Source organism: Burkholderia catarinensis, from assembly GCF_001883705.2.
GTDB lineage: Bacteria > Pseudomonadota > Gammaproteobacteria > Burkholderiales > Burkholderiaceae > Burkholderia > Burkholderia catarinensis.
The window spans coordinates 12,750-25,416 of sequence record NZ_MDEQ02000007.1; the positions used below are offsets into that span (position 1 = coordinate 12,750).

A 12,667-nucleotide genomic window follows, 5' to 3' on the forward strand; every position below is an offset into this window, starting at 1 on the left:
GCGGGCCGGCGGCGCGGCCGGTGCGCGCGCAACGGATTCGACCGGCGGGACGAGCAGGGCGGCACGTGACCGTTTCGTGTCGCCGTCACGTTCTTTCCTGCGACCTTCTTCGCGGTACATTCGCGGTACAGTGCCGCGGTAACGGCGTGACGTCATGCGGATGTCACGCTATGCTCGGCCCATCTCTACTTTCCCGTCATGACATCCCGATGAAATTCCGACTGCGCGTGTTGCTGTCCGCCATTGCATTCGTCGCCGCACACGCGCAGGCGGCCGACGATTGCAGTTTCGTGAAGAAGGTCGAGCTGCCGTCGCGGCAGCAGATGGCTGTCGTGTCGAGCGGCGCACTCGAACCGTGCTCGACCGGCAGCTACGCGGTGCGCGTGTATTCGACCGCGCATGCCGCGCCCGGCTTCGATACCGACGATTACGTGACGGGTGCGCTGCATGCGCGCGACGGGACGCTCACCGATGCGTTCACGGCCGACCTCGGCGTGCGGGCGCCGCAGGCGCTCGTCGTGACGACACGCTCGGCCGGCAGCGGCGGCTATGTCGGCGCGCAGGCCTATGTGACGACGCCGCGCGCGGTGCGGCTCGTCGCGTCCGTCGACGGGCTCGCGCCCGGCGCGGACCTCGCAGCCGCGCTGCGGCAGGCGATCGGCAAGCGCCGCGGCGCACGCTGAGCGCACACCGCGCGAATGCATCGCGCGCCGCCGCGTGTCAGTGCGCCGCGCGCTCTTCGAGCCGCGACGCGAGAAAGCGGTGGTCGGCCGAGAACAGCCGGCGATAGGTCATCAGCACGGCGCCAACGGTGCCGAGCGCGGAGGCCGCGGCAATCAGGAACATGATCACGATCTGGTAGCGCACGGCCTGCAGCGGCGACTGGCCGGCCAGCACCTGGCCCGTCATCATCCCCGGCAGGCTGACGACGCCGACGACGGCCATCTGGTTCAGCGTCGGCAGCATGCCCGCGCGCACGGCCTGGCGCGCGGCGTCCTGCGCGGCTTCCCAGCGCGTCGCGCCCAGCGCGAGCGCGGTCTCGACGCGGTCGCGGCGGGCCGTGAGCTCTTCCATCATCCGCTCGACGCCGAGCGACACGCCCGTCAGCGTATTGCCGAGAATCATCCCGAGGATCGGGATCGCGTATTGCGGCGCGTACCACGGATGGATGCGGATCACGACGAACAGGCCGACGGCCGCGACGAACCAGCTGCTGAACCAGATCGACGCGATGCTGTCGATGCGCTGGCCGCGGTACGTGCGCTTGCCGCGTCCCGCACCGGCGAAACCGGCGATCAGCGTCATCAGCGCGGTGAGCGGCAGCACGACGTACCAGTGCGGATGGCCGAATACCCAGCCGAGCACGTAGCCGATCGCAAGCAACTGGACGACGGTGCGCGTTGCCGCGAGCGCGAGCTTGCGGCCGAGGCCGAGCGACAGCGCTGCCGAGATCGCGCCGTTGACGGCGACGAGCGCGGCGGCGATGCCGACGTCGACGAGGCTCAGGTCCTGCAGGGACGGGCTCATTGCGCAGCCTCCGTCGGGTTCGCGACATGCATGACGCCGGCCTGCATCACGAGCCGCGTCGTGCCGATTCGCGCTGCCTGGGCCGGATCGTGCGAGATCCACATGGTCGCGCGTGCGTCGGGCGCCGCGTCGAACCACGCACCGACGAGCGCCTCGATCGCGCGCGCCGATTCGGGATCGAGCGCGGAGGTCGGCTCGTCGAGCAGCAGCACGTCGGGATCGAGCTGCAGCACGCGCAGCAGCGCGGCGATCTGCGCTTCGCCGCCCGACAGGTCGCTTGCGCGCTTGTCGAGAAAGTCGGAGCCGCGGCCGGCACGCGCGGCGAGTGCTTCGGCGCGCGCGCGGTCGAACGCGACGTCGCGATAGATCGCGAGCGAATACGGATAGCGCAATTGCGATTCGACGGTGCCGTCCATCTGCGCGGGGCGCTGGCGCACATACGCGACGCTGCGCCGGTAGTGCGGAATCTCGCTGCGCCGGATCCGGCTGCCGCGCCACAGGATATGGCCGCCGTCGAGCGGATCGAGCAGCGCGAGCGCGCGCAGCAGCACACTCTTGCCCGACCCGGACGGGCCCGTGATAGCAACTCGCGATCCCGCTGCGAGGCTGAAATCGGTCGGAGCCAGCAGCGTCTTGCCGCTGCTGGCGTCGCGCCGCGTGATGCGCTGCGCATCGATGAGGCCGGTGGGGGCAGTCATGTCACAAATGAAAAAAAGCGTTAATGGCGGCGAAGGGGCGGCACGGCGTGCGTCATAATACCGGTCGAAAAGCCGCGGGTGTCGTGCGCCGTTCGTCCACGCAAGCGGCCCGACATGGTGCGGCAACATTTCATTCAGAACAACAACGGAACCGCCATGACGCTAACCCGAGCCATCGGCAAATCGGCTGCATGGGTCGTCGGTATCGTCGCGGTGCTCATCGCGGCGGCCGGCGTCTTTCTCTTCACGTTCGACTGGAACCGCGCGAAGCCGTGGGTCAACGAACAGGCGAGTGCCGCGCTCGGCCGCCCGTTCGCGATCAACGGCGATCTCAAGGTCGGCTGGCGTCGCCCCGACGGCGAGACCGGCTGGCGCGCATGGGTGCCCTGGCCGAGCTTTTCGGCCACGCAGCTCGAGATCGGCAACCCCGACTGGGCGAAGGCGCCCAAGTTCGTCACGCTCGATGCCGCGCACTTCGATCTCGCGATCCTGCCGCTGCTCGCGCACGAGATCGTCATCCCGTCGATCGACGTCGTGAATCCGGCCGTCGACCTCGAACGGCTCGCCGACGGCCGCAACACGTGGACCTTCCAGTTCAAGCAATCGTCGCAGCCGTCGCCGTGGAAGGTGCGGCTCGACAGCTTCGGCTTCGCGAAGGGCACCGTCACGTATCGCGACGCGATCACGAAGGCCGACCTGACCGTCGCGATCGATACGCTCGGGCAGCCGATTCCGCTCGGCGACGTGCTGAAGGAACAGGAGCAGACGTCGCGTGCGGCATCGGCGCAGCGTGTCGGCAAGCGCGGCGCCGCGCAGTTGAGCGCGAAGGTCAACGAGGAGGCCGCGTCGAGTGCTTCCGCGGCGCAGGCTGCGAGCGCGGCGCCGTCCGCGGGCGCTTCGGCTGCGTCTTCCGTCGCTTCGGCTTCCTCGTCTACTTCTTCCGCATCGGCGGCGTCCGGCGCAAGCGGCGCCGCGGCGCCCGCGAAGCCGTCGGGCCCGACGTACGCGTTCGGGCTGAAGGTCGACGGCCGCTACAAGAACGTGCCGATCAGTGGCACCGGCAAGGTGGGCGGCGTGCTGGCGGTCGAGGACACGACACGGCCGTTCCCGCTGCAGGCCGACGTGAAGGCCGGCGACACGCGGCTCGCGATCGTCGGCACGCTGACCGATCCGATGCATCTCGCGGCGATCGACATGCGGCTGTGGCTGCAGGGCACGTCGATGTCGCACCTTTACCAGCTCACCGGCATCACGTTGCCCGACACGCCGCCGTATGCGACCGAAGGGCGGCTGATCGGCAACTTCAAGCGGAACGCGAGCACGTTCCGCTATGAGAATTTCAACGGCCGCGTCGGCGGCAGCGATCTCGAAGGCACGCTCACCTATGCGCAGCGCGAGCCGCGACCGAAGCTGTCGGGCGAGCTCGTGTCGAACCTGCTGCAGTTCTCCGATCTCGCCCCGGTGATCGGCGCGGATACGGCCGCGAGCAAGGCCAAGCGCGGCGACACGACGCGCCAGCCGCCGGACCGGGTGCTCCCGGTCGAGACGTTCCGCACCGACCGCTGGCGCGCGATCGACACGGACGTGAAGTTCACCGGCCGCAAGCTGATCAAGAGCGCGAACCTGCCGATCACCAACCTGTACACGCACATCCTGCTGCAGGACGGCGTGCTGACGCTCGAACCGCTGCAGTTCGGCGTCGCGGGCGGCACGCTCGCGACGACCGCGCATCTCGACGGTAGCCGCACGCCGCTGAAGGGCCGCTTCACGGTGGCTGCGCGCCACCTGAAGCTCAAGCAGCTGTTCCCGACGCAGAAGGTCATGCAGTCGGCGTTCGGCGAGATCAACGGCGACGCGTCGCTGTCGGCGACCGGCAACTCGCCCGCGGCACTCGCGGCGACGTCGACCGGCGAAGTGAAGGCGCTCATCACGGACGGCCGCATCAGCCGCCTGCTGATGGAAGCGGCGGGGCTGAACGTCGCGAACGTCGTCTACGAGAAGCTATTCGGCAACCGCGACGTGAACATCAATTGCGCGGCGATCGACTTCGTTGCGACCGACGGCATTCTCGACCCGAAGGTGTTCGCGCTCGATACCGACGACGCGCTGATCAACGTCGACGGCCCGGTCAACCTGCGCGACGAATCGATCGACCTGAAGATCCATCCGCATACGAAGGGCTTCCGGATCTTCTCGCTGCGCTCGCCGCTGTACGCGAAGGGCACGTTCAAGAACCCGAAGGTCGGCGTCGACGCGGGTGCGCTCGCGCTGCGCGCCGGCGCGATGATCGGGCTCGGGCTGATCAACCCGTTCGCGGCGCTGATCCCGCTGATCGCGCCGAGCAACAACCGGGATGTGCCGTGTTCGGAGCTGTTCGGGCAGATGAAGGCCAAGGCGGCGCAGAAGGCGGCCGCGAAGGCCGGCAAGTGACGCGCGTCAGCGGCCCGCGCGCGCCCAGAGCAGTACGGCGTCGACTTCCCGGCCGTCGATCCGCATCGGAGCGACGGTGCCGAGCTGGAGGCGATCGCCGTCGAGCATGACGGCGCGCTGCTGGACGTTGCCGATCCAGTTCGGGTACAGGCTGACGTCCATTTCGTGGGTCAGCGTGCCGTCGTCGGCGACGCAAAAGGGGCCGGAATAGGCGATGTAGCCACGGGCGGCGGCCGCGCGCTCGTCGTCGGTGCCGCCGTGCAGGCTGCTGTCCGCATAGGGCGGCCGACCGGCGGCCATCAACTGGGCGGACATGTAGCCGTCCGGCGTGTAGAGGATCCAGCCGCGCACGTCGCGGCCGAGCGGATAGGTGACCGTGCCGCCGTCGCGCGGGCGGATTTCGTAGGACACGAGGCGCCATGCGCCGACGAGTTGTTCGCGAAGCTGGCTGGCGAGCATGCGGGATTCCGATAAGACGGCGGTGGGGCGCGTGCCGTCGTGTTGGCGGGCCGCCGGGCGGCGGGCCAGGGGCCCGGAACGCGCGACCGGAACGGCGTGGTCGGCAGTTTCTCCGACACCTGCTAAAATACACGGTTTTCCGTCGATTTCTCTCTTAACGGGACCTGCTGTGCTTTCTACTGCCAACATCACGATGCAATTCGGGCCGAAGCCCTTGTTCGAGAATATCTCGGTCAAATTCGGCGAGGGCAACCGCTATGGTCTGATCGGCGCGAACGGCTGCGGCAAGTCGACGTTCATGAAGATCCTCGGCGGCGACCTCGAGCCGAGCGGCGGCAATGTCGCGCTGGAGCCGAACGTCCGTCTCGGCAAGCTGCGCCAGGACCAGTTCGCGTATGAAGACGTGCGCGTGCTCGACGTCGTGATGATGGGCCACACCGAGATGTGGGCCGCGATGACCGAGCGTGACGCGATCTACGCGAACCCCGAAGCCACCGACGACGACTACATGCACGCGGCCGAGCTCGAGGGCAAGTTCGCCGAATACGGCGGCTACGACGCCGAGGCGCGCGCGGGCGCGCTGCTGCTCGGCATCGGCATCGAGGAGAAGTTCCACAGCGGCACGATGAGCGACGTCGCGCCGGGCTGGAAGCTGCGCGTGCTGCTCGCGCAGGCGCTGTTCTCGAAGCCGGATGTGCTGCTGCTCGACGAGCCGACCAACAACCTCGACATCAACTCGATCCGTTGGCTTGAGCAAACGCTCAACGAGTACAACTCGACGATGATCATCATCTCGCACGATCGTCACTTCCTGAACTCGGTATGCACGCACATGGCCGACATGGACTTCGGCACGCTGAAGGTCTGGCCGGGCAACTACGACGACTACATGCTGGCATCGGCACAGGCGCGCGAGCGCCAGGCCGCGGCGAACACGCGGGCGAAGGAACGCGTGGCCGAACTGCAGGACTTCGTGCGCCGCTTTTCGGCGAACAAGTCGAAGGCCCGCCAGGCGACGAGCCGCGCGAAGCAGATCGACAAGATCAAGATCGAGGAATTCAAGCCGTCGTCGCGCCAGAACCCGTTCATCCGCTTCGAGTTCGAGAAGAAGCTGCACAACGTCGCGGTGGTCGCCGAAGAGATCACGAAGAAGTACGAGCGCACGATCTTCCAGAACTTCAACCTGTCGGTGCAGCCGGGTGAGCGTATCGCGATCATCGGCGAGAACGGCGCAGGCAAGACGACGCTGCTGCGTTCGCTGCTCGGCGCGCTCGTGCTCGAGCACGGTACGGTGAAGTGGTCCGAGAACGCGAATGTCGGCTACATGCCGCAGGACACGTACGAGGAGTTCCCGAACGACATCACGCTGATGGACTGGATCGACCAGTACCGCAAGGACGGTGACGACGAGACGATGGTGCGCGGCACGCTCGGCCGCCTGCTGTTCTCGTCGGACGACATCAGGAAGTCGGTGAAGGTGCTGTCGGGCGGCGAGAAGGGCCGCATGATCTGGGGCAAGCTGATGCTCGGCCGCCACAACGTGCTGCTGATGGACGAGCCGACCAACCACATGGACATGGAATCGATCGAGTCGCTGCAGATCGCGCTCGAGCAGTTCGAAGGCACGCTGATCTTCGTGTCGCACGACCGCGAGTTCGTGAGCGGGCTGGCGAACCGGATCATCGAAGTGCGCACGGATGGTACGTTGTTCGACTTCGGCGGCAATTACGAGGAATTCCTGACGAGCCAGGGGCAGGAGTAATTGCGCTGACGATTCTGCTCATGTGTCACGGCCGGGCAACACGAAGCCGGACATAAAGAGCGAAGCCGCCGGAAACGCATCGGGCCCGCATCGACAGCATTGTCGATGCGGGCTTTTTCATTTCCGCTTGCGGCGCAGCCCGGCACCGTCACGCATTCCAGTTTCCTCCCGTCAATCGACTTCGGGTAAATTACCCACCGAACGCCACTCATCATTCCCCATTTCGATCCGGAGCCGCCCCTCGATGCAGGACCATCCTCTTCCGCTCGACCTGTCCGGCCTTGCGCAAAGCCTGTACGCGCAGGGCACCGAGGAAGGCATCCTGTCGCGGCTGATGGAGCGGATCGCGCCCGCCAACCGCTTCTGCGTCGATATCGGCGCGAGCGACGGCCTGCGCAACAGCAATACCGCGCGGCTGCTGCGCGAACAGGATTGGGCCGGCGTGCTGGTGGAGGGCAGTGCGTACCGGTTCGGCAAGCTGGCCGCCCACTACGCGGGCGCCGACCGTGTCCGCCTGCACCATGGCCGCGTCCAGCCCGACACGGTCGACCAGCTGCTCGCCGATGCGAACACGCCGGCCGACTTCGACCTGCTGTCGATCGACATCGACGGCAACGACTACTGGGTGTGGCGCGGCCTGCAGGCATTCGAGCCGCGCATCGTCGTGATCGAATACAACCCGTACTACACGCCGCCCGAGCGCTGGGTCATGTGCTTCAATCCGGACCACGAATGGGATGGCTCGACCTACTACGGCGCGAGCCTCGAATCGCTCGTTCATCTCGGCAGGCAGAAGGGCTATGAACTCGTCTGCTGCGACGACATGGGCAACAACGCGTTCTTCGTACGGCAGGACCTGTACCCGCTGCTCGGCATCGCGAACAACGATCCGTCGGTGCTGTTCCGGCCGGCGATGTACAAGCTGCGCTACATCGGGCACAACACGTTCCTGACCGGTCATCCGTATCGCCACGGGCCGGCGGAGCACATCTGAATGGACCAGCCCGCCGTCATCTTCGACGAGATCCGCGCTGCCTATGCACTCGTCCAGAACGGGCCGCCGCGCCAGGTCGGCGAACGCGTGTGGCATCTGCCGACCGATGACGGCGGCGTGGCGGTCAAGCTCTATGCGCTCGATCATCATGCGCGCGCGGCCAAGGAAGCCGCCGTTCTCGCGCATTTCGACACAGACGGCGATGCGCGCTTTCGCGTGCAGACGCTGAAACGCACGACGGCCGGCGCACCGCTGTGGACGGGCCCGGGCGCGCACGCGATGCTGACGCGCTGGGAAGCCGGGCAGTTCAGAACCTACGATACGTTTTCTCCGGCCGAATGGGATGCGCTCGGCGCGAGCCTGGCTGCATTGCACCTGAGCCTCGAGCGGCTGCATCTGCCGTCGCTCGACACGATCCGCGCGCGGCTGTCCGCGATCGATGCGGACGCAGTGCGCCGCAGCCTGCTCGACGCACTGGATCGCGCACGCTCGAACGACGGTGCCGCGAACCTGCGCCGCTATGTCGATCTCGCGCTGCGCATGCTCGACCGCTACTATCCGGGCAGCATCGACGCGTTTCCCGCCGCCGATCCGCAGCACCCGATCCACAACGACTACAACCAGTTCAACTATCTGTTCACGGGCACGCCGCCACCGCTGATCCTCGACTGGGAAGCGGCGATCGGCGCGCCGCGCGAATACGAGCTGGTGCGTTGCCTGAATCATCTGCCGCTGGAGGCGCCGCACCTGGCTGAAGCCTTCGTGCGCGCGTATCGACGGGTCCGGCCGGTGGATCCCGCGCGCATCGCATGGGCGGTCGATGCCGCGTGTCTGCAGCACGCGCTCAAGCTCTGGATCGTGCAAGGCTGGCTCGACGATCCGTCGCGCTTTGCCGCACACCTGAACGGTGCGGTGACGATGGCGTCGGCGATGGTGGATGCGCGCGGCCGTCTCGTCGATTTCTTTTCCCGTTGCGTGGAAGCAGGAAACTGAAGTGAATGCGAATCCGAACAAGATCCCGAATCCGACGCCGTCCGGCGAGCGGCAGCATGTCTTTCCGCCGCCGCTGGATCGCGATTACCGCGTCGAGGGCGGGCGTGTGCGGACGCGCTCGCTGGAAGCGCATATCGTCGATCACTGCAACCTGACCTGCGCGGAATGCTGCTCGCTGTCGCCGCTGCTGCCCGAGTGGCATGCGAGCCCCGAATCGATCGAAGCCGATCTGCGCAAGGCCGCGAAGGTGCTGAGCCCGCGCATGTTCAAGCTGGTCGGCGGCGAACCGCTGCTGCATCCGGCGCTCGTCGAACTCATCGAACGCGTGCGCAGCACGGGCATCGCACCGGTGATCTCCGTCACGACGAACGGCCTGAAGCTCGGCGAGATGCCGGACGCGTTCTGGCAAGCGGTGGATGCGCTGACGATCTCGCGCTATCCGAAGCCGTCGCTATCGCGCGATCTGGTCGCGCATGTCGAGCACCAGGCCGCGCGCTTCGACGTGCGCCTGAACTGGAAGGTGCAGGACGTGTTCACGACGATGAATCGCGCGCAGCCCGGCACGGACCGCGACGACGCGCAACGCCTCTACCACGATTGCTGGATCCGCGAGCGCTGCCATATGATTCGCGACGGCATGTTCTACACGTGCACGCGTCCGGCGCATTTCCATACGCTCTACAAGGGCGAGAAGGATTTCCGGTCCGATGGCCTGCCGCTGCGCGACGACGCGGGCATGCTCGACGCGATGCTCGCCTATCTGCAACGCGAGGCGCCGCTCGAAGCATGCCTGCATTGCCAGGGCGGCAGCGCGCCGGTGGCGCCGCATCGCATCCTGAAACGCATTGAAGTGGACACCTTGAAGGCTCGTTATCCATGATCGTCGGCACGCGCGACCTGTTCGGTTTCGATCGTCTGCACTACCATCCGCGCAGCGGCGTGTCGGCGTCCGGCATCCGGGCCGTACTGCATGCGTCGGGGCAACCGGCCGGCGCGCCGGACACGGCCGCCATCGCGGGCTACCTGAGCGGTGAGCGCCCCGTCAGCCGCACGGTGCTGCGCGACGTGCTCGCGGTGCCGCCCGGCCATGCGCTAATCCGTTCAGCGCAAGGGCTGGCGGTGCAGCCGGCGCCCGAACGGCCGCGGCATGCCGATCTGGAAACCGTGCTGCGCGCGTCGCTGCAACGCGCGCTCGACAGCGGCAAACGCGTCGCACTGGCGCTGAGCGGCGGGCTCGATTCGGCGCTGCTGCTCGCGTTGCTGCGCGAACTCGGCGCACAGCGGCACGTGACGTCCTACATCCTCGCGACTGACATGCCGGACTATTGCGAACGCGATGCCGCACTCGAACTGGCCGCGCAGATGCAGGCGACGGTGAAGATCGTGCACGCGAACGAGGCCGATTTCGTGGCGGCGCTGCCGAGAACGACCCATGCGGTCGAGGAACCGATGTTCAACCTGCATCCGGTCGCCAAGCTGCTGCTGGCCGAGGAGATGGCCGCGGACGGCATCGAGCTGGCCATCACCGGCGACGGCGCGGACCAGGTTCTGCGCCGCGACCAGTCGGCCAACTACCTGCCGCTGTGCCATGCGTTGTTCGATGCGGCGTCGGTCGAGCTGCATCCGCCGTTTGTCGACGCCGCCGTCGTCGCGCATCTGACGAGCATCGCGCCCGACCCGAACAAGCAATGCCTGCGCGATCTCGGCGCACGCCTGAACCTGCCTGAGCGTCTCGTGCACGGCCCCAAGCGCGGGCGGCTCGCGCCGGCGATGGACCTCGCTGCGCTGCTCGATCGCGACCGCACGCGTGCGCTGGCCGACACGCTCGGTCTGGCCGCGCCCGCGTTGCAGGCGGATACCGAACGCGTGCTGTGGACGACGCTTATGCTGCTCCTCGATCATCTCGATCACTTCGATGCCGCGCATCGCCCAACTTGAGTCGTTCATGAGACGCATCCTGTTCTGCGTGGTGCCCGAAAAAGGTCACGTCAATCCCTGCATCGGCCCGGCCCAGCATCTGCGTGCCGCCGGCTGCGACGTCGCGTTCTACGCGCCGGCCGACATCAGCGCGCAACTCGACGGTGCCGGCGACTTCGCGTTCGTCGGGCCGCGCGAGACGCCCGAACGCCACGACCTGTCGCGCGGCGCGAGCTTCGCCGCGAACATCCGCGACGCCGACTGGCTGCGGCACTGGATCCGCACGCTGCTGATCGACCTCGCGCCCGCGCAGGTGGACGGCATTCGTGCGGTGCTGCGCGAATGGCAGCCCGACGTGGTCGTGATCGATCCGCTGCTGTATGCGGCGGCGATTGCCTCCGAGCTGGAAGGGCTGCCGTGGGTCGCGATGTCCAATTCGCTGAATCCGGTGCTGCCGGACGAGCTCGATTCGGAACTGCTGCGTACGGTGCGATGGCTCGCGCCGGAACGCACGCGCCTGTTCGCGCGCTACGGGCTCGACGCGCATTTTCGCGGTTGCGACATCCTGTCGCCGCATCTGACGCTCGCGTTCACGACCGACGCGCTGGTCGGCACGCCGCCGCCGGGTGTCGAACTGGTCGGCCCGGCGCTGCCGTCCGGCCCGCGCGGCGACGAGACGCCGTTCCCGTGGGAGCGCCTCGACGCGGATCGCCCGCTCGTCTACATGTCGCTCGGCAGCCAGCTTTATTACCACCCCGATCTGTTCGCGAAGGTCGTCGATGCGATGCGCGCGACGTCGGCGCAACTGGTGCTGTCGGTGGGCGAACTGGTCGATTCGGATCTGCTGCCGGCCGACGACGAGCGCGTCGTCGCGGTGCGGTATGTGCCGCAACTGGCGCTGCTGCGGCGCACGCACGCGTTCGTCAGCCACGGCGGCGCGAATTCGGTGATGGAGTCGCTCGCGTGCGGCGTGCCGATGCTGCTGTCGCCGTTCTGCAACGACCAGTTCCATTCGGCGCACTTCGTCGAGCGGGCCGGCGCGGGATGCGTGCTGGATCTGCAGCAAGCCGGCGTGGCGGACATTGCCGACGCGCTCGAACGCCTGTTGCGTCCCGGTTCGTTGCGCGAGCAGGCGGCGCGGATCCGCGCGAGCTACGCGCGCGACGGCTCGGCGCAGGCGGCCCGCCTGATCAGCGCACTCGCTTCAGGAAGCCGCCTGGCGACAGCGTCATGAGCACGCGGTCTTCGATATCCTCGTCGACCTCGAACCGGTCGTCGCGGGCGAGAAATTCACGCACGGCCGTGGCCGGATTGTTGCCTTTGCCGTACGGCTTGCCGTCGAACATCGACTCGGGCAGGTACTCCATGATGGTGTCCATCACGATCGCGTAGCTGCCGGGCGTCACCAGTGCCGCATAGCATTCGAGTTCGCGCAGCACGTGCGCGTGCGTATGCGTGAGATCGAGGATCGCCATCACGCGCGCGCCGTCGTCGATCTGCGCGCGCACCGACGCGAGCGTGCCGGCCGCGCACGATTCGCCCTCGATCAACACCATGCGATGGGCGAGCCGGTGCGATTGCAGGCGCTGCCTGACCTCGTCGCGCAGGCGCGGTTCGATCGCAACGACGCGGCCGTGGCCACCCGTCAATTCCAGCATCGACGCGGAGAACACGACGCCGCCGCCCGCCGCGATGCCGGTCTGCACGATGCAGTCGGGGCGCTCGCGCCAGATCAGTTCCTGGAGCGCGAGCATGTCGCCGGGCAGATGGAAGAAGCGCTCGCCGAGCCAGCGCGTCTGGAACAGATGGTCGAATTCGGCGGCTCGCGTCAGCCATTCGATGTTGATGTCCCGCATGCGGGCCGAAGGACGCTCTGACATGGTCAAT

12 protein-coding genes are annotated in these 12,667 nt (G+C 67.4%); 8 read left to right on the top strand and 4 right to left on the bottom strand.

From position 1 onward, the window contains the following. The first annotated feature begins 209 nt into the window (after positions 1-209). Positions 210-683 carry a PliI family lysozyme inhibitor of I-type lysozyme gene (locus BFF94_RS12895; RefSeq protein ID WP_219139416.1) on the top strand — a complete coding sequence of 158 codons (474 nt, stop codon included), beginning with the start codon at positions 210-212 and terminating at the stop codon, positions 681-683. Positions 684-720: 37 nt separating this feature from the next. Here BFF94_RS12895 and BFF94_RS12900 read toward each other — a convergent pair whose 3' ends face one another. Together BFF94_RS12900 and BFF94_RS12905 are read right to left on the bottom strand one after the other, a co-directional pair. Further along, positions 721-1,527, bottom strand: coding sequence for an ABC transporter permease (locus BFF94_RS12900; RefSeq protein ID WP_219139417.1), 807 nt, complete (start codon positions 1,525-1,527; stop codon positions 721-723). Continuing rightward, complete coding sequence (locus BFF94_RS12905; RefSeq protein ID WP_128845848.1) at positions 1,524-2,225, bottom strand: ABC transporter ATP-binding protein; 702 nt, start codon at positions 2,223-2,225, stop codon at positions 1,524-1,526. The genes BFF94_RS12900 and BFF94_RS12905 overlap by 4 nt, the downstream gene beginning before the upstream one ends. 156 nt (positions 2,226-2,381) lie before the next feature. Here BFF94_RS12905 and BFF94_RS12910 point away from each other — a divergent pair, with 156 nt between their 5' ends. Beyond that, a complete protein-coding gene (locus tag BFF94_RS12910; protein ID WP_128845845.1) occupies positions 2,382-4,655 on the top strand; it encodes an AsmA family protein in 2,274 nt (757 codons plus the stop codon). 6 nt (positions 4,656-4,661) lie between these two features. On the opposite strand, the gene BFF94_RS12915 is transcribed toward BFF94_RS12910, so the two are convergent. After that, a complete protein-coding gene (locus tag BFF94_RS12915) occupies positions 4,662-5,114 on the bottom strand; it encodes a lipocalin-like domain-containing protein (protein ID WP_128845842.1) in 453 nt (150 codons plus the stop codon). 169 nt (positions 5,115-5,283) lie between these two features. Here BFF94_RS12915 and BFF94_RS12920 point away from each other — a divergent pair, with 169 nt between their 5' ends. The 6 genes from BFF94_RS12920 (at position 5,284) to BFF94_RS12945 (ending at position 12,014) form a co-directional block, all read left to right on the top strand. Beyond that, on the top strand, positions 5,284-6,876 hold the full coding sequence (locus BFF94_RS12920; RefSeq protein WP_128845839.1) for an ABC-F family ATPase: 1,593 nt from the start codon (positions 5,284-5,286) through the stop codon (positions 6,874-6,876). 244 nt (positions 6,877-7,120) lie between these two features. Next, positions 7,121-7,870: an FkbM family methyltransferase gene (locus BFF94_RS12925; protein ID WP_128845836.1), complete on the top strand. Its 750-nt coding sequence runs from the start codon at positions 7,121-7,123 to the stop codon at positions 7,868-7,870. Further along, the gene (locus BFF94_RS12930; protein WP_128845833.1) at positions 7,871-8,863 is read left to right on the top strand and encodes a phosphotransferase enzyme family protein; all 993 of its coding nucleotides are present in this window, start codon (positions 7,871-7,873) and stop codon (positions 8,861-8,863) included. 1 nt (position 8,864) lies between these two features. After that, complete coding sequence (locus tag BFF94_RS12935; protein WP_128845830.1) at positions 8,865-9,743, top strand: radical SAM protein; 879 nt, start codon at positions 8,865-8,867, stop codon at positions 9,741-9,743. Continuing rightward, positions 9,740-10,801, top strand: a complete 1,062-nt coding sequence (locus BFF94_RS12940) for an asparagine synthase-related protein (RefSeq protein ID WP_128845827.1) — start codon at positions 9,740-9,742, stop codon at positions 10,799-10,801. Before BFF94_RS12935 ends, BFF94_RS12940 begins: the two co-directional genes overlap by 4 nt. A gap of 7 nt (positions 10,802-10,808) precedes the next feature. Next, positions 10,809-12,014: a glycosyltransferase gene (locus BFF94_RS12945; protein ID WP_128845824.1), complete on the top strand. Its 1,206-nt coding sequence runs from the start codon at positions 10,809-10,811 to the stop codon at positions 12,012-12,014. On the opposite strand, the gene BFF94_RS12950 is transcribed toward BFF94_RS12945, so the two are convergent. Further along, positions 11,971-12,660, bottom strand: coding sequence for a cephalosporin hydroxylase family protein (locus tag BFF94_RS12950; protein ID WP_128845822.1), 690 nt, complete (start codon positions 12,658-12,660; stop codon positions 11,971-11,973). The genes BFF94_RS12945 and BFF94_RS12950 overlap by 44 nt on opposite strands. Between the last annotated feature and the right edge of the window lie 7 nt (positions 12,661-12,667).

Bases quoted from the DNA above. Each gene is read 5' to 3' on its own strand.
- BFF94_RS12895 (WP_219139416.1), top strand. From the start codon at position 210: ATGAAATTCCGACTGCGCGTGTTGCTGTCCGCCATTGCATTCGTCGCC.
- BFF94_RS12900 (WP_219139417.1), bottom strand. From the start codon at position 1,527: ATGAGCCCGTCCCTGCAGGACCTGAGCCTCGTCGACGTCGGCATCGCC.
- BFF94_RS12905 (WP_128845848.1), bottom strand. From the start codon at position 2,225: ATGACTGCCCCCACCGGCCTCATCGATGCGCAGCGCATCACGCGGCGC.
- BFF94_RS12910 (WP_128845845.1), top strand. From the start codon at position 2,382: ATGACGCTAACCCGAGCCATCGGCAAATCGGCTGCATGGGTCGTCGGT.
- BFF94_RS12915 (WP_128845842.1), bottom strand. From the start codon at position 5,114: ATGCTCGCCAGCCAGCTTCGCGAACAACTCGTCGGCGCATGGCGCCTC.
- BFF94_RS12925 (WP_128845836.1), top strand. From the start codon at position 7,121: ATGCAGGACCATCCTCTTCCGCTCGACCTGTCCGGCCTTGCGCAAAGC.
- BFF94_RS12930 (WP_128845833.1), top strand. From the start codon at position 7,871: ATGGACCAGCCCGCCGTCATCTTCGACGAGATCCGCGCTGCCTATGCA.
- BFF94_RS12940 (WP_128845827.1), top strand. From the start codon at position 9,740: ATGATCGTCGGCACGCGCGACCTGTTCGGTTTCGATCGTCTGCACTAC.
- BFF94_RS12945 (WP_128845824.1), top strand. From the start codon at position 10,809: ATGAGACGCATCCTGTTCTGCGTGGTGCCCGAAAAAGGTCACGTCAAT.
- BFF94_RS12950 (WP_128845822.1), bottom strand. From the start codon at position 12,660: ATGTCAGAGCGTCCTTCGGCCCGCATGCGGGACATCAACATCGAATGG.